25 protein-coding genes are annotated in these 21,580 nt (G+C 67.6%); 9 read left to right on the top strand and 16 right to left on the bottom strand.

What is annotated here, in order from left to right; translation table 11 throughout:
* A complete protein-coding gene (locus AC04MD_RS10320; protein WP_475497190.1) occupies window positions 1-576 on the bottom strand; it encodes a hypothetical protein in 576 nt (191 codons plus the stop codon).
* A gap of 20 nt (window positions 577-596) precedes the next feature.
* Window positions 597-1,274: a YggS family pyridoxal phosphate-dependent enzyme gene (locus tag AC04MD_RS10315; protein ID WP_475497189.1), complete on the bottom strand. Its 678-nt coding sequence runs from the start codon at window positions 1,272-1,274 to the stop codon at window positions 597-599.
* Between the two features lie 93 nt (window positions 1,275-1,367).
* Here AC04MD_RS10315 and AC04MD_RS10310 point away from each other — a divergent pair, with 93 nt between their 5' ends.
* From AC04MD_RS10310 to AC04MD_RS10285, 6 genes are all read left to right on the top strand, one after another.
* The gene (locus tag AC04MD_RS10310; protein WP_192311293.1) at window positions 1,368-2,405 is read left to right on the top strand and encodes a type IV pilus twitching motility protein PilT; all 1,038 of its coding nucleotides are present in this window, start codon (window positions 1,368-1,370) and stop codon (window positions 2,403-2,405) included.
* A 66-nt stretch (window positions 2,406-2,471) separates the two neighbouring features.
* On the top strand, window positions 2,472-3,602 hold the full coding sequence (locus AC04MD_RS10305) for a PilT/PilU family type 4a pilus ATPase (RefSeq protein WP_055936448.1): 1,131 nt from the start codon (window positions 2,472-2,474) through the stop codon (window positions 3,600-3,602).
* Between the two features lie 150 nt (window positions 3,603-3,752).
* A complete protein-coding gene (locus AC04MD_RS10300; protein WP_475497188.1) occupies window positions 3,753-4,199 on the top strand; it encodes a DUF6869 domain-containing protein in 447 nt (148 codons plus the stop codon).
* Window positions 4,159-4,830 (top strand): hypothetical protein, encoded by a 672-nt coding sequence (locus AC04MD_RS10295; protein WP_475497187.1) that lies wholly within the window; start codon window positions 4,159-4,161, stop codon window positions 4,828-4,830. Before AC04MD_RS10300 ends, AC04MD_RS10295 begins: the two co-directional genes overlap by 41 nt.
* Before the next feature lie 137 nt (window positions 4,831-4,967).
* On the top strand, window positions 4,968-5,480 hold the full coding sequence (locus AC04MD_RS10290; RefSeq protein ID WP_475497186.1) for a DUF6622 family protein: 513 nt from the start codon (window positions 4,968-4,970) through the stop codon (window positions 5,478-5,480).
* 70 nt (window positions 5,481-5,550) lie between these two features.
* Window positions 5,551-6,015, top strand: coding sequence for a hypothetical protein (locus tag AC04MD_RS10285; protein WP_475497185.1), 465 nt, complete (start codon window positions 5,551-5,553; stop codon window positions 6,013-6,015).
* 129 nt (window positions 6,016-6,144) lie between these two features.
* Here AC04MD_RS10285 and AC04MD_RS10280 read toward each other — a convergent pair whose 3' ends face one another.
* The gene (locus tag AC04MD_RS10280; protein WP_475497184.1) at window positions 6,145-7,659 is read right to left on the bottom strand and encodes an acetyl-CoA hydrolase/transferase family protein; all 1,515 of its coding nucleotides are present in this window, start codon (window positions 7,657-7,659) and stop codon (window positions 6,145-6,147) included.
* 93 nt (window positions 7,660-7,752) lie between these two features.
* Window positions 7,753-8,298, bottom strand: a complete 546-nt coding sequence (locus AC04MD_RS10275; protein ID WP_475497183.1) for a DNA-3-methyladenine glycosylase I — start codon at window positions 8,296-8,298, stop codon at window positions 7,753-7,755.
* A 112-nt stretch (window positions 8,299-8,410) separates the two neighbouring features.
* Between AC04MD_RS10275 and AC04MD_RS10270 the strand changes: the two genes are divergently transcribed.
* The 3 genes from AC04MD_RS10270 to AC04MD_RS10260 all read left to right on the top strand — a co-directional run bounded on the left by AC04MD_RS10270 (window position 8,411) and on the right by AC04MD_RS10260 (window position 10,467).
* Window positions 8,411-8,977: a YqgE/AlgH family protein gene (locus AC04MD_RS10270; protein WP_475497182.1), complete on the top strand. Its 567-nt coding sequence runs from the start codon at window positions 8,411-8,413 to the stop codon at window positions 8,975-8,977.
* A 76-nt stretch (window positions 8,978-9,053) separates the two neighbouring features.
* Window positions 9,054-9,503 carry a Holliday junction resolvase RuvX gene (gene ruvX / locus AC04MD_RS10265; RefSeq protein WP_475497181.1) on the top strand — a complete coding sequence of 150 codons (450 nt, stop codon included), beginning with the start codon at window positions 9,054-9,056 and terminating at the stop codon, window positions 9,501-9,503.
* A gap of 19 nt (window positions 9,504-9,522) precedes the next feature.
* Window positions 9,523-10,467: an aspartate carbamoyltransferase catalytic subunit gene (locus tag AC04MD_RS10260; protein WP_475497180.1), complete on the top strand. Its 945-nt coding sequence runs from the start codon at window positions 9,523-9,525 to the stop codon at window positions 10,465-10,467.
* An 89-nt stretch (window positions 10,468-10,556) separates the two neighbouring features.
* On the opposite strand, the gene AC04MD_RS10255 is transcribed toward AC04MD_RS10260, so the two are convergent.
* The 12 genes from AC04MD_RS10255 to hpf form a co-directional block, all read right to left on the bottom strand.
* Window positions 10,557-12,116: a GGDEF domain-containing protein gene (locus AC04MD_RS10255; protein ID WP_475497179.1), complete on the bottom strand. Its 1,560-nt coding sequence runs from the start codon at window positions 12,114-12,116 to the stop codon at window positions 10,557-10,559.
* A gap of 147 nt (window positions 12,117-12,263) precedes the next feature.
* Window positions 12,264-12,542 (bottom strand): hypothetical protein, encoded by a 279-nt coding sequence (locus AC04MD_RS10250; RefSeq protein WP_475497178.1) that lies wholly within the window; start codon window positions 12,540-12,542, stop codon window positions 12,264-12,266.
* A gap of 2 nt (window positions 12,543-12,544) precedes the next feature.
* Window positions 12,545-13,348 carry a carboxylesterase family protein gene (locus AC04MD_RS10245; RefSeq protein WP_475497177.1) on the bottom strand — a complete coding sequence of 268 codons (804 nt, stop codon included), beginning with the start codon at window positions 13,346-13,348 and terminating at the stop codon, window positions 12,545-12,547.
* Window positions 13,349-13,424: 76 nt separating this feature from the next.
* Window positions 13,425-14,276, bottom strand: coding sequence for a DNA ligase (locus AC04MD_RS10240; RefSeq protein ID WP_475497176.1), 852 nt, complete (start codon window positions 14,274-14,276; stop codon window positions 13,425-13,427).
* 151 nt (window positions 14,277-14,427) lie between these two features.
* Entirely contained in the window at window positions 14,428-15,039 is a 612-nt protein-coding gene (locus AC04MD_RS10235; RefSeq protein WP_475497175.1) for a DUF1294 domain-containing protein, read from the bottom strand.
* A 9-nt stretch (window positions 15,040-15,048) separates the two neighbouring features.
* On the bottom strand, window positions 15,049-16,410 hold the full coding sequence (mgtE, locus tag AC04MD_RS10230) for a magnesium transporter (protein ID WP_192270163.1): 1,362 nt from the start codon (window positions 16,408-16,410) through the stop codon (window positions 15,049-15,051).
* 219 nt (window positions 16,411-16,629) lie between these two features.
* Window positions 16,630-18,351: a phosphoenolpyruvate--protein phosphotransferase gene (gene ptsP / locus AC04MD_RS10225; protein WP_475497174.1), complete on the bottom strand. Its 1,722-nt coding sequence runs from the start codon at window positions 18,349-18,351 to the stop codon at window positions 16,630-16,632.
* Window positions 18,351-18,620, bottom strand: a complete 270-nt coding sequence (locus tag AC04MD_RS10220; RefSeq protein ID WP_475497173.1) for an HPr family phosphocarrier protein — start codon at window positions 18,618-18,620, stop codon at window positions 18,351-18,353. The genes ptsP and AC04MD_RS10220 overlap by 1 nt, the downstream gene beginning before the upstream one ends.
* The gene (locus AC04MD_RS10215; RefSeq protein ID WP_213600920.1) at window positions 18,613-19,005 is read right to left on the bottom strand and encodes a PTS sugar transporter subunit IIA; all 393 of its coding nucleotides are present in this window, start codon (window positions 19,003-19,005) and stop codon (window positions 18,613-18,615) included. Before AC04MD_RS10215 ends, AC04MD_RS10220 begins: the two co-directional genes overlap by 8 nt.
* 101 nt (window positions 19,006-19,106) lie before the next feature.
* The gene (rapZ, locus tag AC04MD_RS10210) at window positions 19,107-20,024 is read right to left on the bottom strand and encodes an RNase adapter RapZ (RefSeq protein WP_475497172.1); all 918 of its coding nucleotides are present in this window, start codon (window positions 20,022-20,024) and stop codon (window positions 19,107-19,109) included.
* Window positions 20,021-20,971: an HPr(Ser) kinase/phosphatase gene (gene hprK / locus AC04MD_RS10205; RefSeq protein ID WP_296278563.1), complete on the bottom strand. Its 951-nt coding sequence runs from the start codon at window positions 20,969-20,971 to the stop codon at window positions 20,021-20,023. Before hprK ends, rapZ begins: the two co-directional genes overlap by 4 nt.
* A 217-nt stretch (window positions 20,972-21,188) precedes the next feature.
* Window positions 21,189-21,509 carry a ribosome hibernation-promoting factor, HPF/YfiA family gene (gene hpf / locus AC04MD_RS10200; protein WP_162339176.1) on the bottom strand — a complete coding sequence of 107 codons (321 nt, stop codon included), beginning with the start codon at window positions 21,507-21,509 and terminating at the stop codon, window positions 21,189-21,191.
* Window positions 21,510-21,580 lie beyond the last annotated feature (71 nt).

The raw sequence follows: 21,580 nt of genomic DNA, 5'->3' as shown, positions 1-21,580 counted from the left end.
TCAGGAAGAAAGCATCGGGAAAGGAACATTGGCGATGCGCGCCTCGAAGCGGTGCTCGAGGTGGTCGTCGCCGGCATAGGTCAGGGCGATGTCGCCCGACCAGGTGATGTCGAAGCGGTCGCTGTCGCCGACGCGATGGAAGGCGATGCGGTGGTTGGCCACGCTGTCGTGGCCGAGCAGGTAGACATGGAAGGCGAGATCGTCCAGTTCGGTGTCGGCCAGCGTACCGCCGGCGATCGTGTCGACCTCGAACGTCCGGCCATCCAGCCAGGCGGGCGTAAACGTATCGATCGGGCAGACGGCGAAGCCACCATCGTCGTCCCAGAACGTCGACGACAGCGTGCAGCGGTGGTAGTTGCCCCAGACGCCGGGCGCTTCCCAGCTGCTGTCGTGGCCCTCGTCTTCACCCTCGTCCAGCTCGATGTCGCGCTCGGCGTAGTAGTCCGCGCTGCGCAGGTGCAGGTCGCACCACACCGTGCCGTCGATCACGCGCACCGTCCATGCGAACTCCGCCAGCGCATGGCCTTCCGGCCACGGATTGCCGGGGAAGTGGATGCGGCCTGGCACGTCGTCCATCGGGCTATCTCCGGGGGTGTCTACTTTGCCGGTCGCGCGCCGAACAGCGCTGTGCCGATACGGACCATCGTGGCGCCGTATGCGATGGCCTGCGCGAAGTCGCCGCTCATGCCCATCGACAAGGTGTCCACGCCTGCGTGCCGTGCGGCCAGTGCCTGCTGCAATGCCTGCATGCGGGTGAACGCGGCGGCGCGCATGGCAGGGTCTTCGTGCGGTGCCGGGATCGCCATCAGGCCGCGCAGGCGCAGCGACGGCTCGGCAGCGACGGCATCGGCCAGGGCGTCGATCTCGTCGGGTTGGCAGCCATGCTTGCTGGTCTCGTCGTCGATGTTCACCTGGATCAACACGTTCAACGGTGGCAGATGGGAAGGGCGATACCGTGACAGAGCGCCGATCAATTTGTGACGGTCTACCGTTTGCACCCAGTCGAACAACTGCGCGGCGCTCTCGGCCTTGTTCGATTGCAGGTGGCCGATGAGATGCCATTCCAGGCCCATGTCCGCCAGTTCCCCGATCTTGCCCTGCGCTTCCTGCACGTAGTTCTCGCCGAAGGCGCGCTGCCCGGCACGGGCCAGTTCGGCCACGGCAGAGGCCGCTTGCAGCTTGGAGACGGCCAGCAGCACGGGCGGTGGCCGATGTGCCGCATTCGCTGCGTTTTCAAGGCGTTGCAGGGTCTCGCTGAGGGTGTCGGCGAGCATGTTGGTCCAACCATTGGCGGGAACGGCGAGGGCGCTATACTGCCCTCCGGGGAATCAAGGTTCCAGTTCGCAGCAACTTGGGGAAGCAGCGTCATGGATATCGCCGAGCTCTTGGCGTTTTCGGTAAAGAACAAAGCATCCGACCTCCACCTCTCGGCCGGCCTGCCGCCGATGATCCGCGTGGACGGCGACGTGCGCCGCATCAACATCCCGGCGCTCGACCACAAGCAGGTGCACTCGCTCGTCTACGACATCATGTCGGACAAGCAGCGCCGTGACTTCGAAGAATTCCTCGAGGTCGACTTCTCGTTCGAGATCCCGTCGCTGGCGCGCTTCCGCGTCAACGCGTTCAACCAGAACCGCGGCGCCGGTGCGGTGTTCCGTACCATTCCCTCGGAAGTGCTGACGCTGGAAGACCTCGGCTGCCCGCCGCTGTTCCGCGAACTGATCCAGCAGCCGCAGGGCCTGATCCTGGTCACCGGCCCGACCGGTTCGGGCAAGTCGACCACGCTGGCGGCGATGATCGACCACATCAACAAGAACGAATACGGCCACATCCTCAGCGTCGAGGATCCGATCGAGTTCGTGCACACCTCGCAGAAGTGCCTGATCAACCAGCGCGAAGTGCACCGCGACACGCACGGCTTCAACGAGGCGCTGCGCTCGGCGCTGCGTGAAGACCCCGACTACATCCTCGTCGGCGAGTTGCGCGACCTGGAGACCATCCGCCTGGCGCTGACCGCCGCGGAAACCGGCCACCTGGTGTTCGCCACCCTGCACACCAGCTCGGCGGCCAAGACCATCGACCGCATCATCGACGTGTTCCCCGCCGGCGAGAAGCCTATGGTCCGCTCGATGCTGTCCGAATCGCTGCGCGCAGTCATCTCGCAGGCGCTGCTGAAGAAGATCGGCGGCGGCCGTACCGCAGCCTGGGAAATCATGGTCGGCACCCCGGCCATCCGCAACCTGATCCGCGAGGACAAGGTGGCGCAGATGTACTCGGCCATCCAGACCGGCCAGAACTACGGAATGATGACCCTGGACCAGCACCTGCAGGACCTGGTGAAGCGCAGCCTGATCACGCGCCAGCAGGCCAAGGAATACGCCAAGGAAAAGCGGTTGTTCGAGTAACGGCCGCGCGGCGCCGCCACCGGCGGCCGCCGTCCCGCGGCTTCTTCCGTCTTACGGAGCATCGCCATGAGCACCATCGACTTTACCTCCTTCCTCAAGCTGATGGCGCACCAGAAGGCGTCGGACCTGTTCATCACGTCCGGCATGCCGCCGTCCATCAAGGTGCACGGCAAGATCTCGCCGATCACGCAGACGCCGCTGACGTCGCAGCAGTCGCGCGACCTGGTGCTCAATGTGATGACGCCGGCGCAGCGCGAGGAGTTCGAGAAGACGCACGAGTGCAACTTCGCCATCGGCGTCGCCGGCGTGGGCCGCTTCCGCGTCAGCTGCTTCTACCAGCGCAACCAGGTGGGCATGGTGCTGCGTCGCATCGAGACGCGCATCCCGACCATCGAGGAGCTGAACCTGCCGCCGGTCATCAAGACGCTGGCGATGACCAAGCGCGGCATCATCCTGTTCGTCGGCGCCACCGGCACCGGCAAGTCGACGTCGCTGGCGGCGATGATCGGCTACCGCAACCAGAACTCGACCGGCCACATCATCACGATCGAGGACCCGATCGAGTTCGTGCACAAGCACGAGGGCTGCATCATCACCCAGCGCGAGGTCGGCATCGACACCGACAGCTGGGAAGCCGCGCTGAAGAACACCCTGCGCCAGGCGCCGGACGTGATCATGATCGGCGAGGTGCGCACGCGCGAGGGCATGGACCATGCCATCGCCTTCGCCGAAACCGGCCACCTGGTGCTGTGCACGCTGCACGCCAACAACGCCAACCAGGCGATGGACCGCATCATCAACTTCTTCCCGGAAGACCGCCGCCAGCAGCTGCTGATGGACCTGTCGCTGAACCTGAAGGGCGTGGTGGCGCAGCAGCTTATCCCCACGCCGGACGGCAAGGCGCGCCGCGTGGCGATGGAAATCCTGCTGGGCACGCCGCTGGTGCAGGACTACATCCGCGACGGCGAGGTGCACAAGCTGAAGGAAGTGATGAAGGAATCCACCAACCTCGGCATGAAGACCTTCGACCAGGCCCTGTTCGAGCTGTACCAGGCCGGCGAGATCAGCTACGAGGACGCGCTGCGCTTCGCCGACTCCCAGAACGAGGTGCGCCTGCGCATCAAGCTGGCCCAGGGCGGCGACGCCCGCACGCTGGCGCAGGGCCTGGACGGCGTGGAGATCGCGGAAGTCCGCTGACTTCCGTACCATGCGTCATCAGGAGAAGGGGCGGGCGACCGCCCCTTTTTCGTGGGCGATGGGCACGCTCGGCAGCGACGTGCAGGTCGTTGGATTCGCCGTTACCATCCGCCCACGTGGCGAGGATGCCGGATCAACCTGGTGGCACCCATGGCAGGGATTTCCGAGGACGCGATGCAGGAGTACCCCGGCGGCAAGCCCCGTACTGCACCTCCGCCGCGTGAACCCCCGGCCGCTGACGTCGCGGCGCGCTGGATCGAGAAGTGGTCGATCCCCGTGGCTGAGCAGTCTGGCGATTCAGATGGATACGATCTTGATTGGGAGCTGCCTACCGAAAACCCGAGACTTTGCTTGGACGCCATCTTGCGGATACTGACCCTCATTCCTTCAGATCCTGCAGGTACGCATTTTCAGGTCTTGGCAGCCGGCCCGCTGGAGGATCTCTTGGTGCACCACGGCTCGCGCATGATAGAAGAGATCGACCTGCTTGCCAGGCGCAGCCCTTGTTTTCGCCTGCTTCTAAATGGTGTGTGGATGTCGCGCGTCGATCCTTCCGTTGTCAAGCGACTTGCCAAGTATCGGCAAGCGCAATGGTGATGACGGAAGCCCAATCCAACCGATCTGCCGGATATGCGTTCCCGTGAATAATTTGATTGCCTCCCTGTTGTTCGCGCTTGCCCTCAGCTTCGGCATGCAGGCCAGTGTGTTCGCCGCCGAGACTCCCGAGCAGGTGGCGGACGCTTACGTCGGTGCCATTCGCAAAGACGGTTTGGCAGCCGTGCCGGACTACATCCATCCCGATGAGCTGGAACGGTTCCGCGGCATGCTGCTGCCGGTACTGGTAGGAGACAGCCCGTCCGCCGATCCCCTGCGCAAGGCGTTCTTCGGGCAGAAGGCGACGCTGGCCTCGGTGCAGGCGATGGACGCAAAGGCATTCATGCAGGGCTTCATGGGCTTCGCGCAGAACCAGATGGCTGCGATGAACGTTAGCATCGGAACATCGGAAACCCTCGGCAGCGTGCGCGAAGGCGATGTGGTGCACCTGGTGACCCGCAACACGGCAGGCGCCGGCGCGCTGCAGCTCACGCAGATGGAAGTGATCAGCCTGAAGCCGTACCAAGGGACATGGCGTCTGCTGTTGTCCGGCAAGATGGAAGGCATGGCGCAGGCGCTGGGTGCGCAGGCGGCGGGGGCGAAGAAGCCGGACGAGAAACGTCGCAAGGAATGATCGGGGCGGCGTGAGGTGGGGCTGCCGATCCTCAGCTCCGACACCCCAAACTGGTGACTTCCGGCACCTAAGTTCCCGCGACACCGGCCGGAAGATGTTCCTGACCCGACGCAGTGTCGGAATCCAGGAACCTCTCCGTGATCACGCAGATCCTCACGCACACCCCGCTCTGGGTTTTCGGCCTCTTCTTCGGTCTGGTCTATCTGGGTTACGTCCAGAGCAGGACGCGTCAGGTCTCGCGCAACCGGTTGATCGTGATGCCCATCGCCATGCTGGCGTGGTCGCTGTATTCCGTATGGTCGACCTTCGATGCCCACCTCACCGCGCTGGCCGCCTGGGCCTGCGCGTGGGGCGCCGTCGTGGCGATCGGCCTTGTGCGCGGACCCTCGCGCAGCGCGTCCTACGATGCAACGACCGCGCAGTTCACGGTGGCCGGCAGCTGGCTGCCGCTGGCGCTGATGATGGGCATCTTCTTCTTCAAGTACGCGGTGGCCGTGGCCCATGCCGTGAAGCCTGGCGTGCTCGATTCGACGACGGCGGTGGCCATGGTGTCCGCGACATACGGACTTTTCAGCGGGCTGTTCATGGGGCGCGCCGTGCGGGTGCTGGCAGTGATGGGGCTGCACCGCTTTGTCGAGCGGAGCGCCTGACGGTGACGAGGTAGGATGGCTGGAGCGGTGTGATTCCATCCCTTGACCCCCGACAGGCCAAGTGCATCAGATGAAAGCAGTCGCGATAGTGATCGGCATCCTGGTGTTGACCGGGGCTCTGGTGTGGGTGATGTACCCGACATCGATCCCGGCGAGACAAGACGTGTATCGGCCGTTATCGGCGAGCGAGTTCCGCGCCATCAGATCGCTCGCCATCGAGATCGAACGATCAGGTGTGGGTCCAGGTGTTGAACTCAACGCAGGAGACGAGGCGTCGAATTCGCTCGAGTTTTCCTGCAAGGGCGTGCCGCTCGTTGTGTTGATCAACAGCGAGCAGGCGCTCGTGGTGATGGAGTTCGCGGGATTCGAGGCGCGGGCCCCCGGTCTGGGCGACGCGGTTGGTGTTTTGTCCCGGTCTCTGGTGCGGACGCAGGCGGCGGATATTCAGGAAATACCGGCAGAACCTACAGGGTTCGAATCATTCTTGCTGAAGTACCGGGATGGACTGGATCTGACCGCCGGTTGCGCGCGATAGGCGACGTAGGATGGGTGGAGCGTAGCGGCATTCAACGGCATAGCCGGTCTACCCATTGCTTGCCAGATCGACAGCACCTTGATGATGGGTATCGCCTTCGGCTCCACCCATCCTACGAAAGCTGCTGGCTCAGCCCTTCATGCTGCCGGTATCCAGCCAGCGCTGATGCCACGACAGCGCTTCCGGCAGCAGGTGCGGGGTGTGCTTGCCGTAGCTGTGGTGCAGGGCGCGGTCGAAATAGTCCTGCAGCGCGTCGCGGTAGTCCGGATGCGCGCAGTTGGCGATCAGCAGGCGGGCGCGCTGCTTCGGCGTGAGGCCGCGCAGGTCGGCCAGGCCCTGTTCGGTGACGATGACGGAGACGTCGTGCTCGGTGTGGTCCACGTGGCTGACCATCGGCACCAGCGCCGAGATGCTCCCACCCTTGGCGGTGCTGGGGCTGAGGAACACCGACATGAAGCCGTTGCGCGCGAAATCGCCCGAGCCGCCGATGCCGTTCTGGATGCGGCTGCCCATCACGTGGGTGGAATTGACGTGGCCGTACAGGTCGGCCTCGATCATCCCGTTCATGCCGATGCAGCCGAGCCGGCGCACCAGTTCCGGATGGTTCGACATCTCCTGCGTGCGCATGATGATGCGCTCGCGGTAGAAGGCGATGTCGCGCTTGAACGCCTCGTTCGCTTCCGGGCTCAGCGCGAAGCCGGTGCATGACGCCACGTCCAGCACACCTTCGCGCAGCAGGTCGAGCATGCCGTCCTGGATGACCTCGGTGAACGCGGTCAGCCCGCGGAAGCCGCTCTTCGCCAGCCCGGCGAGCACGGCGTTGGGGATGTTGCCGACGCCGGACTGCAGCGGCAGCAGGGTCGGCGGCAGGCGGCCCTGCGTCACTTCGTGCTTGAGGAAGTCGATCAGGTGCGCGGCGATGCGCTCGCTGGTGACGTCGATCGGCGTGAACGCGCTGTTGCGGTCGGGACCGTGCGTGCGCACCACCGCGACGATCTTGGCGGGATCGCAGCGCAGTCCGGTGTCGCCGATGCGGTCGCGCACGTGTTCCAGCGGAATCGGCTTGCGGTGCGGCGGCAGCGCGGTGCCGTAGTAGATGTCGTGCATGCCGTCGACATCGGCCGGCTGCCAGTCGTTGACCTCGACGATGACCTTGTTCGCCAGGTCCAGCCAGGTCTTGTTGTTGCCGACCGAAGTAGACGGCACCAGCGTGCCGTCTTCGCGGATCGCCGACACTTCGATCACCGCAGTGTCGATGGGCCCGTAGAAGCCGAACCATACATGCTGGGCGACGTGGCTCAGGTGGATGTCGATGTAGTCCAGCGTGCCATCGTTGATGCGTTTTCGTGCATCGGGATCGCTCTGGAACGGCATGCGCAGCGCGATGGCATCGGCCTTGGCGAGCGCGCCATCGAGTTCCGGCGCGGTGGAGGCGCCGGTCATCAGCTTGATCTGGAAAGGCACGCCAGCGGCATGGGCCTGTTCGATGCGCGTGGCCAGCGCCAGCGGCACTGCCTTGGGGTAGCCGGAGCCGGTGAAGCCGCTCATGGCGACGGTCTCGCCGGGCTGGATCAGGCTGGCCGCGTGCTCGGCGCTGGTCACGCGGCCGCGCAGGCCGGCGTGGCGGATACGATCTTCGTCCATCGGAGGCGGCATCGGCGTAACGAAACCATGATTATCGCGTGGGGCGGTGGGCCGCAGGATACGACCATCGTGCGGCGCGCGGGTTGCGCCGGATCAATGCCCTGCGGCGGCCATCCACGGCGGGCGCTGCTTCGCCGCGCGCTTGAAGGCCGGACAGTCCTCGCGGTGCGCGCCGGGCAGGTAGCCCAGGCTCATCAGGAATTCGTTGGTGATTTCGCCGCCGGTGAAGCGGAAGGTCTTCTTGAACAGCTTGATCCAGTCGGCTTTCGGCAACGGGTGGTGCGCGTCCAGCCAGGCGGCGAAACTGCCGTGGCGCTTGCGCAACTGCTGGATGACCTGCGCGTTGTGGATGGCGGCCTCGACCTTCAGCCGGTTGCGGATGATGCCGGGGTCGGCGAGCAGGCGGGCGCGATCCTTGTCGCCGTAGCGGGCGACCTTGTCGACGTCGAAGCCGCTGTAAGCGGTACGGAAGCCTTCGCGCTTCTTGAGCATCGTCTCCCAGCTGAGGCCGGCCTGATTGATCTCCAGCAGCAGGCGTTCGAACAGCACCGCCTCCTCGCGTTGGGGAAAGCCGTACTCACGGTCGTGGTAGGGGCCGTGCAGGGGATGGCCGGGGGCGATGTCGCAGTAGCCAGGCATGGGGGGGCGGGATGGTGGAGGGAGGTCCGATTCTAGGGCGTGTAGCGGACAGGTACCGTCCGCGCAGGCGCGGCAGGCGCGGCATGCGCGGGGCCGGGCTAGAATGGTGCCCATGCAAGACGTCGCCACGCCCCTGGCCAACCAGCTGCTGATCGCCCTGCCGGCGCTGTCGGATCCCAATTTCGCCCGCGCGGTTACCCTGATCTGCCAGCACGACGACGAAGGCGCCATGGGCGTGGTCGTCAATCGCCCGTCGGAGTACACGCTGGGCGAGGTGCTGCGGCAGATGAACCTCGCCTCGCACGATCCGCGGCTGGACGACCAGATCGTTTTGGCGGGAGGCCCCGTGCATCCAGAGCGCGGCTTCGTGCTGCACGACAGCGCCCGCGCCTGGGAATCGACACTGGAAGTCGCCAGCGGCCTGTACCTGACCACCTCGCGCGACATCCTCGAAGCGATGGCGGAGGGCGAAGGCCCGGCGCACGCCGTGGTCGCGCTGGGCTGCGCCGGCTGGGGCGCGGGCCAGTTGGAATACGAACTGGGCGAGAACAGCTGGCTGACCGCACCGGCGGATGCCGAACTGCTGTTCACCGTGCCGCTGGAGCAGCGCTGGCAGACGGCGGGCCAGCGGATCGGCGTGGACATGACCCGGCTGACGGACTACAGCGGACACGCATGAGTCCGCGCACGCCGACGCCGTATCCACGGACGCTGTCGCGGGATGGCGCAGACCGTAGCGAAGGGAGGCAGTGGGCATGAAGCTGGATGGCACCGTACTGGGATTCGACGTGGGCGCGCGCCGCATCGGCGTGGCGGTGGGCAGCGCATTCGGTACCGGCGCACGCGCGCTGGCGGTGATCGACGTGCACGGCCACGGGCCCGACTGGCCGGCCATCGACCGGCTGCATGCGGAGTGGAAGCCCGACGGCCTGGTCGTCGGCGACCCGATGACGCTGGACGGCGGCGACCAGCCGAACCGCAAGCGCGCCCATGCCTTCGCCCGCGAACTGCGCACGCGCTACCAGTTGCCGGTGGTGCTGGTGGACGAACGTACCAGCTCCGCCGAAGCCGCCGAACGCTTTGCGCTGGACCGCGCCGAAGGCCGCAAGCGCCGCCGCGACGCCGCCGCGCTCGACGCCGTCGCCGCCGCCGTCATCATCGAACGCTGGCTGGCCGCGCCCCAGGACGCGACCCAGCTGACCTGATCACTCCCGACCACGCCCCATGACCCCACAACTCGATTCCGACGGACGCCTGCGCCACCTCCTTACCCTCGACGGCCTGCCACGCGACACCCTGTGCCGCCTGATCGACCGCGCAGGCCAGATCCGCGACGCCGCGCTCGGCCGCACGCCGCGCCGGCAGGTACTCGACGGCACCACCGTCTGCACGCTGTTCTTCGAACCGTCTACGCGCACGCGCAGTTCGTTCCACATCGCCGCGCAGCGGCTGGGCGCGGACGTGTTGAACTTCGACGCTTCCACCTCGTCGACCCGCAAGGGCGAGACCGCGCGCGACACGCTGCGCAACCTGGAAGCGATGGGCGTGCGCGGCTTCATCGTCCGCCATGCCGACGACGGCGCGGTCGCCGCGCTGGCCGCCGAGGCCGGCGAGGGCACCGCCTTGATCAACGCCGGCGACGGCCGCAGCGCGCATCCCACCCAGGGTCTGCTGGACGTACTGACGATCCGCCAGGCCAAGGGCGCCGACTTCTCGCGCCTGAAGATCCTGATGGTCGGCGACGTGGCGCATTCGCGCGTGGCGCGTTCCGATCTGCATGCGCTGCGCACGCTGGGCGCGGGCGAGATCCGCGTGTGCGGCCCGCAGTCGCTGCTGCCGGACGACGGCACGCTGGCCGGATGCGCGACCGGGCAGGATTTCGATGCGATGCTCGAGGGCGTCGACGTGGTGATGATGCTGCGCCTGCAGCGCGAGCGCATGGAAGAAGGGCTGGTGTCCTCGCTGGAGGACTACCACCGCGACTACGGCCTGACCACGACGCGGCTGACGCGCGCGGCCAAGGACGCCGTGGTGCTGCATCCCGGCCCGATCAACCGCGGCGTCGAGATCACCGACGAGGTGGCCGACGGCCCGCAGTCGCTGGTGCTGCGCCAGGTCAGCAACGGCGTCGCCATCCGCATGGCGGTGCTGGAGATGTTGCTGGGCTGAGCCGGCGTCTACCGGCTACCTATGTAGGAGGGCCTTCAGGCCCGACGCATTCCGGTCGGCCCTGAAGGGCCTCCTACCGATGGTCAGACTCACTCCGGCGCGGCGACCACGCGGTTCTTGCCGGCCTGCTTGGCCTGGTACATGGCGCGGTCGGCGCGCGCCAGCAGCTCGTCCTGCGATTCGCCCGGCCGCCAGCGCGCCACGCCCGCGCTGAAGGTCGCCACGATGCCGCCGCCTTCGTAGACCAGCGGCTTGTGTGCGAGCCGGTCGCGCAGGCGCTCCAGCGTGCCCATGGCTTCCAGGAAGCTGGTGTCCGGCAGCAGCAGCACGAACTCTTCGCCGCCGAAGCGTGCGACCGCATCGCTGGCGCGCAGGGTGGCGCGTGCCAACGTCACGACATGGCATAGCGCCGCATCGCCACCGAGGTGGCCGTGCGCGGCGTTGATGTGGCGGAAGTCGTCGAGGTCGAGCAGCGCCAGGCAGAGCGTCTGGGTGCTGCGCAGCGCACGCACCGATTCGCGCTTGAACAGTTCGTCGAAGCCGCGCCGGTTCAGCGCTTCGGTCAGCTGGTCCACGCGCACCAGTTCGGAAACGGATCGCAGTTCCTGCTCGAGGTTCATCACGCGGCGCTCGGCTTCCTCCACCTCGCGGCGCGCCTCCAGCAGGCTGTCGCGCGCGCGCAGCGCCTGCGCCTGCACCTGCGCGGTGTCGTCGAGGATGTCCTCCATCCGCTTGCCCAGCTCGGCGATGCTGCGGCTGTCGCGCACGGCCTGCGCGTGGAAGCTGATGCGGTCGTGGTACTCGCCGGTGCTGCTGGCCATGCCGTCCAGGCGCTCGACGAAGGTCACCATCATCTCCTTCATCGACGCCTTCGACTCGGCCAGTCCCTGCTTCAGCAGGCCCTGCTTGTAGATGACCTCGCGCAGGCCGGCGCGGGTCTGTTCCAGCGCGGTGCGGTCCAGTGGACCGGCCAGCAGCTGGCGCACGGCCCCGATCTGGTCCTGCAGCCAGCTGCCGTCCTCGATCAGTTCACCGACGTTCTCCAGCAGCAGGTCGAACAGGCTGCGCATCAATTCCTGCGCGTCGTTCACTTCGTGCGTGCGCAGGCCGATCTGTTGGCAGAGTTCCTTGAGGTCACTGCCGAGTTCGGCCAGCGGCTGCGCGGGCTGCCATTGGCGCACGCGGTCGGCCAGCGCGTGCGCCTGCGGCAGCAGGGTGGCATCGTCGCGGAGCAGATGCTCCATGCCGCCGACCAGCAGATGGTGCAGCAGGTCGCGCAGTTGTTCGGCTTCGCCGGACAGCGGCTCGTCCTGGATCGTGCGGATGTACTTGTCGACCAGTTGTCGCAACGCGCGGCCGTAACGCGGCCAGTCGCTGTCGGCGTGCGCGGACTGCAGGCGTTCGCCCATGCCGTGCAGTTCGCCGGGCAGGCCGGCGACACCGTTGGCGAACGCGGACAGCAGGGTTGCGGGTTCCTCCGCATGCGCGAACAGGGCCTGCAGTTGCGCGCTGCTGATCGCCGGCTGCTGGCCGCCGGCCTTGGTCGTGGCGAGTTCGCGTGAGGCCGACGCGCCGGCCTCGCGGCGCCGCGACCACAACCGGCGGAAGCCGCCGGAAACGCCTGAATTTTCGTCGGCCAGGTCAGCCATGCGCGTCGCTCTCACGGCCATGGGCGGATGCCCGTCAGCCAGCAGGGGATGCCGGGTTATCGGCCGCGAGGGACGCGGGTTGAGGGGCATGGCCGTCCGGCGATCACGGACCGGCGGAAGCGTGACGCAGCGCGCGCCGGCGTGGACTCAGCCGGCGCCGGGCGGGAAGCGGTCCAGGGCTTCATCGATGATGGCCAGTTGACCCGCTGCCTCGGCATTGCCGGCGGCCGCGGCCGCGCGGACCTGGTCCAGGCTGGGGTGCGAGACGATCAGCAGGAGGTTGCCGCATCGGGGGCAGGCGTAGTCGGTGACGGCGTCGTGCAGTTCCATCGCCATCGCACGGCTGTCGCCGTGCCAGTCGCAGGGGCAGGCCAGATCGCGCTCGCGCCAGCCGGCGGTGAAGTAGTCGGGGACGAGTTCGGCCACGCTCAGCGCCCGCGCTTCTGCGCGAACAGCCAGTCCCACATCGGCGCGTAGGCGTAGGTCGCGTCCCAGCTGTTGTGATTGGCATCGGGAAATTCGGTGTAGCGGGCGTCGCGCGCGCCGGCGGCCTTCAGCGCAGCATCCATGCGCCGCGACTGCGACGGCGGCACCACGTCGTCCTTGCCGCCATGGAAGATCCACGTTGGCACGTCCTTCAGGTGCTGCGCGGCGGCGGCGAACGGGTCCGCCGTGCCTGCCACGCTGTGCACGTTCATGCTGGGACGGTCGCGTCCCCAGTCCACCGTGATGCCGCCGCACACCGGCACCAGCGCGGCGAAGCGCGTGGGCTGCTGCAGCGCCAGTTCCCAGGTGCCGTAGCCGCCCATCGACATGCCGGTCAGCGAGACACGGTCGGGATCGCCGTTGAACTCGCGCAGCGCGGCGTCCAGCGTGGCGAACGCGATGGGGCCGGCGTCCTGGGTCCATTCCGTATCGTCCGGCGCCTGCGGGAACACCACCAGGGCAGGGAACGTGTCGGCATGCTGGCGCAGGTAGGGTCCCAGCCCGGCCATCGTCTGCTTCACGCCATCGCTGCCGCGCTCGCCTGAGCCGTTGAGGAACAGCACCACCGGCGGCTTGCCGCTGCGGAAGCGCGCGGCGGGCACGAACACCTGGTAGCGGTAGGTCTTGCCTGCCAGGGTGACCTCGCGCGAGACGAACTCGCCGGTCGGATTCATGGGAGCGGTGGTGGTGCAGGCGGTCATCAGGATCAGAAGCAAGCCCAGGCAGGCGGTGGCGAGAGAGCGCATGGTGGTCGCGGTCCGAGGGTAACGGGCGGCAGCATACCCCGTCGCGTCGCGGACGGCGCCGCGTCGATCCACCGCGTCAGCGCCTGGGGTCGGGGGGAGGCATCTCGTCGCGCACCCGCATGAACCGCGCGAAGCGCGGCAGTCCGGTCGAGGTGAGTCCGTTGTACCGGTAGGTCAGCCACGCGCCGATTGGCGGCGGCCTGGCGCGCTGCGCATCGGTGAAGCCGGTGCCGATGCGGAAGCTTCGCCCCTCCGGCGTGCGTACCTGCAACGCGCCCATCATGCCTTCGTACTTGCCCTTGCCAGGCAGGTGGGCGATGACCTGTGCCTCCGCGTCTTCATGCGGCTTGTACTTGAGCAGGTCTTCGCTGCGGCCGGCGCGGTAGAGTGCGTTGCGTCGATGCAGCATCAGGCCCTCGCCGCCCAGGGCGACCACGCGCGCCAGTTCGTTATCCAGCTGGGCCTTTGTGTCGAAGCGTTGCTGCGGAATCACCGCGAGATGCGTGCTACGCGTCGCTGCGACGAGGTTCTGCATGCGCGCGACACGGTCGGCAAACGGACCTGGATGGTCCGGAAGGTCGAACACCATGAAGCGTACGTTGCGCCAGGCCTGCGCCTCGGTGCCGACACGGCGGATGAGGGCGCTGACCTCGTCGAAGCGGCCACGTGCGATCCACAGTTCACCGTCCATCGGCTCGGCCGGCCAGCCACGGGTGAACATGGGAGGCGCCGCAATGCGCGCGCCGCCGCGCGTCCACAAGGCCCGGCCATCCCAGCGGGCACGCACGCCATCCAGTTTTTCGCTGACGAGGAAAGCCGCGACGGGTATGTCGTCGTGGTACGTGGTCGCCAGCATCGGTTCGGGCGGTGGCGCAGACAGCGCGGACCACGTGAGCAGGCAGAGCAGGGCGAAGAGCAGCAGGCGCATGGAAGCGGACCGGGCCGAGGAGGCGCCAGCGTCGCGCGTTCGATCAAACGGGGGGATCGGCTTACACCGCAGCCTTGCGTAGGAAGTGCCCGAGGTCGAATCGGGACGGAGTCGTGTTATGGAACCAGCATCGAACCGGGCGACGCCATGCTCAACCCCGCATCCACAGCCACGCACACACGGCGACAACGTGCAGCACCACCATCGTCCAGAACGCGACGCGGTAGCCGGGCTTGCGCGACTTGTGCCGCAACGTGTGCTGCGCGACCCACGCGCCGGGCCAGCCACCCAGCAATTCGAGCAGATGGAGCGTGGTCTCCTGCGTGCGCCAGCGGCCGGTCTGCGCGGCGTGCTTGTCCAGCGCGTACACCACGTAGGTGATCGCCGACAGGATCATCGGCAGGAACATCGCCTCGAACGGCAGCCGGCCTCCGCGGATGGCCCACGCGATCAGCAGCGCGTAGGCGAGAACAGCCGCCGCGCCCGGGATGGCCGATGGCGGCCGTGATGGCCTGCGCGCAGGCGTAGCCGGACTGGCGCGACGCGCGGCGGGGACCGTCCGCTGCACCGCTTGCGCACGCCACTTGCCGTCGGATTGGCGCAGCGCCTTGAACTTCACCAGCTCGCCGACCTCGGGCCGGCGTCCGTCCAGGCGGTAGTCGCGGACGTGGAAGAACACGCGTGCCGGCTCACCGTCGACGGGCGCGATGAAGCCGAAGCCGCGATCGTCGTTCCATTCGCTGACCTTGCCGAGTCGCTCCATGTGCGGGCCTCAGTGCAACAGGATCAGCGTGGCCAGGCCCAGGAAGCAGAAGAAGCCCATCACATCGGTGACCGCGGTGACGACGACGGTGCCGGCGACCGCAGGATCGATGTTCATGCGCTTCAGCAGCAATGGCAGCAGCACGCCGGCCGTGGCGGCGGCGCAGAAGTTGATGATCAGCGCCAACGCGATCACCAGCGACAGCATGGGACTGCGGAACCACAGGAACGCAATCAGCCCGACGATGCCGCCGATCAGCAGGCCGTTGATCAGTGCGACGCGGAGTTCCTTCCACCACAGGATGCCGGCATTGCTGGAGCCCACCTGGCCCAGCGCCAGGCCGCGCACCATCAGCGTCAGCACCTGCACGGCCGCATTGCCGCCGATGCCGGCGACGATGGGCATCAAGACGGCGAGCGCGACGATCTTCTCCAGCGTGGCATCGAACTCCTTGATGACGGTGGCCGCCATGAACGCGGTGAACAGGTTGATGCCCAGCCACACCACGCGGCCGCGCACGGCGCGCTTGACCGGCGAGAACAGGTCCTCGTCCTCGTCCAGGCCGGCGGCGCCGAGCGCCTGGTGCTCGGCCTGCTCGCGGATGATGTCGACCACGTCGTCGATGGTGATGCGGCCGAGCAGGATGTTGTTGTCGTCCACGACAGGCGCCGACACCCAGTCATGGTCGGAGAACTGGCGCGCCACTTCCTGCGCGCTCTCGCCCACGTCGATGGCCGGCTGCTCGTCGTCGATGAGCCGGTTGATCGGGGTGGTGTCCTCGTGCGTGACCAGCGCGGCCAGCGGCACCCGGCCGAGGTACTGGTGGCGACGGCTGACCACGTACAGGTGGTCGGTGTGGTCGGGCAGCTCCCCGCGCAGGCGCAGGTAGCGCAGTACCACGTCGACATTGACGTCGGCGCGCACAGTGACCACGTCCGGATTCATCAAGCGGCCGGCGGTGTCCTCGGCGTAGGACAGCACCTGTTCCAGGCGCTCGCGGTTCTCGCGGTCCATCGACTTGAGGACTTCGTCGATGACGGTGTCGGGCAGGTCTTCGACCAGGTCGGCGAGGTCGTCGATGTCGAGGTCTTCGACGGCGGCGACGATCTCGTCGGTGTCCATGTCCGCCAGCAGGCTTTCGCGCACCTCGTCGCCGACGTGCACCAGCACCTCGCCGTCGTCCTCGGGATCGACCAGGCCCCAGACGACTTCGCGCTTGCCCGGCGGCAGCGACTCCAGCAGGTTGCCGATCTCCGCGGGCGACAAGGTATTGACCAGCCGGCGCACGGGACCCAGCCGACCGCTGTCGAGCGCGTCGGAGAGCAGGCGCAACTGGCGCGCGGTCTTGTCGTGGCGGATGGTCTCGACCATTCGGTACTCCGGAATGGGGCCGATCCGTCAGGCGGATGCGACCGGGGCATCAGGCGTTCATTGCGCCATTATCGCCCGGCCTGCGGGTTATGGACACCCTGTACAAGCCATCCGATAAGGATCCCATGCTGGTGTAGGAGCGCCCCATGGCGCGATGCTGGTGCATTGGATTCGAGAGCGGAAAAGCATCGCGCCCATGGGGCGCTCCTACAGGTGCTGTCAGCTCGCGACCGCCGCCTTCAACCAGCGCTCGATGCCGGCGCGGTCGCGCGCCTGCAGCAGTTTCTCGGTGCGTGCTTCCAGGTCGCCGAGATCGACATCGCGGATGGCGCGGCGCACCTCCAGCAGCGTCGCCGGGTGCAGGCTGAATTCGCGCAGGCCCAGCGCCAGCAGCATCGGCGCGAGCGTGGCGTCGCCGGCGATCTCGCCGCACATCGCCACCGGGAGGTCGTGTTCGGCGCCGGTGCGGATCACATGCCGCAGCAGGCGCAGCACGCCCGGATGCAGCGGGGAATACAGTTCGCCCAGGGCCTCGTTGTTGCGATCGGCCGCCAGTAGGTACTGCACCAGGTCGTTGGTGCCGATCGAGACGAAGTCCACCACGTCGACGAAGGCGTGCAGGGCGATCGCCGCGGCGGGCACTTCGATCATCGCGCCCAGTTCGAGCTGCACCGCGATCTCGTGGCCCTGCTTGCGCAGCTGCAGGGCCGCGCGCTGCAGGCGGCGGCGCACATCCAGCATTTCCTCGCGGCTGCTGACCATCGGCACGAGCACGCGCACCGGGCCGTAATGGGACGCGCGCAGGATGGCGCGCAGCTGGGTGTCGAACACGCCGGCATGCGCCAGCGACAGGCGTACGCCACGCAGGCCGAGTGCCGGATTGTCTTCGTCGCTGACGACCAGGCCGGCACGGTCCGCCTTGTCGGCGCCGAGATCGAGCGTGCGGATGGTCACCGGCCGGCCGCCCATGCCGAGCACGAGGTCGCGGTAGACCTGGAACTGCTGCTCCTCGCTGGGCAGCTCGCGCTGCTGCAGGAACAGGAACTCGGTGCGGTACAGGCCCACGCCGGCGGCGCCGAGGGCATGCGCGCTCGCCACATCCTCCAGCGATTCCGCATTGGCCCACAGGGCGATGTCGACGCCGTCGCGGGTGCGGCTGGGCTTGGAACGCAGGCGGCCGAGTTCGCGCGCCTCCTTGGCGGCCTCGCGCAGGCGTTCGCGGTAGCGGCGCAGGTCGTCAGGATCGGGATCGACCACCACCTCGCCGGTGGCGCCGTCGACCAGCAGCACGTCGCCGTCGTTGATCTTCTGCAGCGCCTGCGCATTGCCCACCACCAGCGGCAGGTGCAGGCTGCGCGCGAGTATGGCGCTGTGCGACAGCGCGCTGCCGGCGGCGGTGACGACCGCAACGACCCCGTGCTGCTGGAGCTCCGCGAGTTCGGACGGCGCCACGTTGTCGCTGACCAGGATCTCGCCGGCGACGGCAGGCGCGTCGGGCGCACGCTGGTGCAGGTGCGCGTGGATGCGCCCGATCACATGATCGAGGTCGTCCATGCGGCTCTTGAGGTAGGCATCGTCCATGCCGTCGAAGACGGCGGCGAGCCGGTCGCGCTGCAGGCGCAGCGCATAGTCGGCCGCGTAACGCCCGGTACGGATCAGTTCGTCCAGGCCATGCAGCAGTTCGGGATCGTCCAGCAGCAGGGCGTGCAGGTCGAGGAACTCGCCGACCTCCTTCGCCAGCGCGCCGTGCAGCCGTGCGCGCAGGCTGTGCATCTCGCCGCGGGTGGCGTCGACCGCCGCATGCAGGCGGTTTATCTCATCGTCGATCTGGTCCTGGCGGATGTGCTGCTCGACGACATCGAGCACATGCGGCAGCCGGACCCGCGCACGTCCCAGCGCGCTGCCGCGCGAAGCCCCATGGCCCGGCAGCAGCGCCCGCATCAGGACTCCTCGTCGAATCGTCGCTCGAACAGCGAGACGACTTCCTGCATGGCGGCGGCTTCGTCCTCGCCCTCGATGCGGACGATGACCGGGGTGCCCTGGCCGGCGGCGAGCAGCATGACGCCCATGATGCTCTTGGCGTTCACTTCGCGGCCCTTGGCCGCCAGCGTCGCGTTGCAGCGGAACCCGGACAGCGTCTGCACCAGCTTGGCGGTGGCGCGCGCGTGCAGCCCGAGGCGGTTGGAAATGATGAGTTCGCGTTCAAGCATCGTCGTGAATGACTCCATTGCGTGCGCCGGCCGCGGCAGTGGCAGGCAGGTCGTCCAGTCCCTGTTCCGGATAGTTCATCACCCTCAGCAGCATGGGCAGACTGAGCGCCGACACGCGGCGCACCGGTGTGCCCAGACGGGCCAGCTTGCCGGCCAGATTGCTGGGGCTGGCCCCGTACAGATCGGTCAGCACCAGCACGCCGTCGCCCCCGTCCACACGCCGCAGCGCGGCCGATGCCTGCGGGAGCAGGACATCGAGGTCGGCGTCGAACGGCACCTCGAAGGCTTCCGCCTTCAGGGGCAGCTGTCGCAGCAACGCCGTGGCGACCGCCAGGATCGCCGCGCCCACGCCAGGATGAGTCACAAGAAGAATGCCACAGGCCATGCCGGAACGTTAACAGACCGGCATGACACGCTGGAAGCGGCGCCGATGGAACGGAGCGGGCATGGCCGGGTCACATTACCCTGCCGGATGCACGGGTCGGCTCAGTCCAGTTCGCGGTGGAAGGTGGCGACTTCTTCCCAGCCCTGCTCGCGTGCGTGCCGGGCCAGGGTTTCGGCCAGGTAGACCGAGCGGTGCTTGCCGCCGGTGCAACCGAAGGCGATGGTCACGTAGCTGCGGGTCTCGCCGCGCAGGCGGGGCAGCCAGGTGTCGAGGAAGCCGCTGACCTGACCGACGTACTCGGCCACGTCGGGCTGCGTGTCGAGGAACGCCCGCACCTTCGGGTCGCGGCCGGCGTAGGGGCGAAGTTCCGGGTTCCAGTGCGGATTGGGCAGCACGCGGGCATCGAACACGAAGTCCGCGTCCGCCGGCACGCCGCGCTTGTAGGCGAAGGATTCGAACAGCAGCGAGAGCTGCGTGCCGCGGTTGAGGGCGAACTCGGCGATGATCCGGCGGCGCAGCTGGTGCACGTTGAGCTGGCTGGTGTCGATGACGACGTCCGCCTCGTCGCGCAGCGGCTGGACGATCTCGCGCTCCTGCCGGATCGCCTCCTGCAGCGACAGGCCGCCATGGCCCAGCGGATGCCGGCGGCGGGTGTCGGAGTAGCGGCGCAGCAGCACGTCGTCGCCGGCGTCGAAGAAGACCAGCCGGCCCGACAGCCCCAGTTGCGCCAGCGCCGCGCGCCACTGCGCCAGCTTCGACAGGTCGCTGTGGCGGCTGCGCACGTCGATGCCGACCGCGATCTTGGGCGGCAGCTCGTCCTCGCGGACCAGGCTGCGCACGAACGACGGCAGCAGGTCCACGGGCAGGTTGTCGACGCAGTAGTAGTCCAGGTCCTCGAACGTCTTCAGCGCCACCGACTTGCCCGAGCCGGACAGGCCACTGACGATCACCACCGTGGGCGGCGCGGTGGCGCCGGCGTCCTCGTGCAACGGCGCGGCGTCGTCGCCGGTCGCGGTCATGGCGTGCTGCGCTCGAGCAGGTTGCTGTGGCGGGCGATGAACATCGCCGCCGGGTCGATGCCCTTGGTGCGCAGGATGTGCAGGCGCGTGGCGGCTTCGGTCAGCACGGCCAGGTTGCGGCCGGGCATCACCGGCAGGGTGATCAGCGGCACGTCCAGGTCCAGTACGTGGCGCGTTCCGGAGTCGCCGGTCAGCCGCTCGTAGCCATGCGGATTGGGCTCGGTCATCGGCCGGGTCAGGTGGACGATCAGGCGCAGGTACTTGTTCTTCTTCACCGCCGTGTCGCCGAACATCTCGCGCACGTTGAGCACGCCCAGTCCACGCACTTCCAGCAGGTCCTGCAGCAGTTCGGGGCACGTGCCGTCGAGCACGTCCGGCGCGATCTGGGTGAACTCCGGTGCGTCGTCGGCGACCAGGCGATGGCCGCGGCTCAGCAGTTCCAGTGCCAGTTCGCTCTTGCCGGATCCTGCCTCGCCGGTGATCAGCACGCCGATCGAATAGATCTCCATGAAGACGCCGTGCAGCGTCACCCGCGGCGCCAATGTGCGTGCCAGGTGGTAGGAGAGATGGTTGAGCAGTTCGTGGCCGCGCTTGGGCGAGCCCCACAGGGGGGTATCGTTCTCGTTGGCGGCCTCACGCAGGTCTTCGGGGCAGGACTGGCTCTTGCTGATCACCAGTGCCAGCGGCTTGGCCTGCACGATCTTCTCGATGGTCTCCCAGCGCTGCCGCGAATCGAGCGAATCCAGCCAGGTCAGTTCCTCGGTGCCGAGAATCTGCACCTTGTTCGGGTAGACGGCATTGAGATAGCCGGCCAGCGACGGGCGTCGCGAGACGGTATCGCCGGACTCCAGCACGCGCTTCTCGCCCTTCTGTCCTGCCAGCCAGCGCAGGGCCAGCTTGTCCTTCTGCTGGTCGAACAGTTCACGGGCGGTGATGCTGGTATTCATCATGCGGAGGCAGCCGGCGGGAAGGGAGCGCTTCTCCGGACGGTATGCCCTCGACGACAGGGAGTCGGCGCGATCCGCCCGGAGCGCAGCGAGGGCCAGTGTAATGTCCCTTCCGGGAGCGCGCGACCACGAAGGCGTCGCGAAGGCGCTGGACGCGAAATTACTCGTGGAGTGCAAGGGCCGCTCCGCGGCGCGAAGCGGCCCGTGGGGCGATGCGTCAGCCGATCAGTTCGCCGCGCATGCTGTGGCGCTGGACGTCGGTGCGCTTTTCCTTGTGCTTGACCAGCAGGCGGTCGAGCTTGTCGGCCAGGATGTCGATGGCCGCGTACATCGTCTGCGCGCCGGCGTCGGCATGCAGGGTGCGCCCGGACACGTTGACCGTGGCCTCGGCGAGGTAATCGGGCTTGCGGGTTCCCAGTTGCGTACGGACTTCGCAGGGTTGCTCGAAGTGGCGCTCCAACCGCTTCAGTTTGGTTTCAACGTATTCGCGCAAGGCGGGAGTGACTTCGATTTCATGGCCGTAAGTCTCGATACGCATGTGTGCCTCCTTCTGGTCGGTAGAACCGCGCGCGTGGCGCGGAGAGCGTGTCATGTGACAACGCGGCAGGG

Source organism: Pseudoxanthomonas sp. LjRoot206, assembly GCF_056175725.1.
Note: the sequence above shows the minus strand (reverse complement) of the source record. Positions and strands in the feature narration are given on the sequence as shown.

What these genes read in the sequence shown, in the direction of transcription:
- AC04MD_RS10255 (WP_475497179.1), bottom strand. Translation starts at nt 12,116, where the DNA reads ATGGCTGACCTGGCCGACGAAAATTCAGGCGTTTCCGGCGGCTTCCGC.
- AC04MD_RS10280 (WP_475497184.1), bottom strand. Translation starts at nt 7,659, where the DNA reads ATGGACGAAGATCGTATCCGCCACGCCGGCCTGCGCGGCCGCGTGACC.
- AC04MD_RS10220 (WP_475497173.1), bottom strand. Translation starts at nt 18,620, where the DNA reads ATGCTTGAACGCGAACTCATCATTTCCAACCGCCTCGGGCTGCACGCG.
- mgtE (WP_192270163.1), bottom strand. Translation starts at nt 16,410, where the DNA reads ATGGTCGAGACCATCCGCCACGACAAGACCGCGCGCCAGTTGCGCCTG.
- AC04MD_RS10270 (WP_475497182.1), top strand. Translation starts at nt 8,411, where the DNA reads ATGCAAGACGTCGCCACGCCCCTGGCCAACCAGCTGCTGATCGCCCTG.
- AC04MD_RS10275 (WP_475497183.1), bottom strand. Translation starts at nt 8,298, where the DNA reads ATGCCTGGCTACTGCGACATCGCCCCCGGCCATCCCCTGCACGGCCCC.
- AC04MD_RS10215 (WP_213600920.1), bottom strand. Translation starts at nt 19,005, where the DNA reads ATGGCCTGTGGCATTCTTCTTGTGACTCATCCTGGCGTGGGCGCGGCG.
- AC04MD_RS10285 (WP_475497185.1), top strand. Translation starts at nt 5,551, where the DNA reads ATGAAAGCAGTCGCGATAGTGATCGGCATCCTGGTGTTGACCGGGGCT.
- AC04MD_RS10300 (WP_475497188.1), top strand. Translation starts at nt 3,753, where the DNA reads ATGGCAGGGATTTCCGAGGACGCGATGCAGGAGTACCCCGGCGGCAAG.
- AC04MD_RS10260 (WP_475497180.1), top strand. Translation starts at nt 9,523, where the DNA reads ATGACCCCACAACTCGATTCCGACGGACGCCTGCGCCACCTCCTTACC.
- ruvX (WP_475497181.1), top strand. Translation starts at nt 9,054, where the DNA reads ATGAAGCTGGATGGCACCGTACTGGGATTCGACGTGGGCGCGCGCCGC.
- AC04MD_RS10240 (WP_475497176.1), bottom strand. Translation starts at nt 14,276, where the DNA reads ATGCGCCTGCTGCTCTTCGCCCTGCTCTGCCTGCTCACGTGGTCCGCG.
- AC04MD_RS10235 (WP_475497175.1), bottom strand. Translation starts at nt 15,039, where the DNA reads ATGGAGCGACTCGGCAAGGTCAGCGAATGGAACGACGATCGCGGCTTC.
- rapZ (WP_475497172.1), bottom strand. Translation starts at nt 20,024, where the DNA reads ATGACCGCGACCGGCGACGACGCCGCGCCGTTGCACGAGGACGCCGGC.
- AC04MD_RS10315 (WP_475497189.1), bottom strand. Translation starts at nt 1,274, where the DNA reads ATGCTCGCCGACACCCTCAGCGAGACCCTGCAACGCCTTGAAAACGCA.
- AC04MD_RS10305 (WP_055936448.1), top strand. Translation starts at nt 2,472, where the DNA reads ATGAGCACCATCGACTTTACCTCCTTCCTCAAGCTGATGGCGCACCAG.
- AC04MD_RS10320 (WP_475497190.1), bottom strand. Translation starts at nt 576, where the DNA reads ATGGACGACGTGCCAGGCCGCATCCACTTCCCCGGCAATCCGTGGCCG.
- ptsP (WP_475497174.1), bottom strand. Translation starts at nt 18,351, where the DNA reads ATGCGGGCGCTGCTGCCGGGCCATGGGGCTTCGCGCGGCAGCGCGCTG.
- AC04MD_RS10310 (WP_192311293.1), top strand. Translation starts at nt 1,368, where the DNA reads ATGGATATCGCCGAGCTCTTGGCGTTTTCGGTAAAGAACAAAGCATCC.
- hprK (WP_296278563.1), bottom strand. Translation starts at nt 20,971, where the DNA reads ATGAATACCAGCATCACCGCCCGTGAACTGTTCGACCAGCAGAAGGAC.
- AC04MD_RS10245 (WP_475497177.1), bottom strand. Translation starts at nt 13,348, where the DNA reads ATGCGCTCTCTCGCCACCGCCTGCCTGGGCTTGCTTCTGATCCTGATG.
- hpf (WP_162339176.1), bottom strand. Translation starts at nt 21,509, where the DNA reads ATGCGTATCGAGACTTACGGCCATGAAATCGAAGTCACTCCCGCCTTG.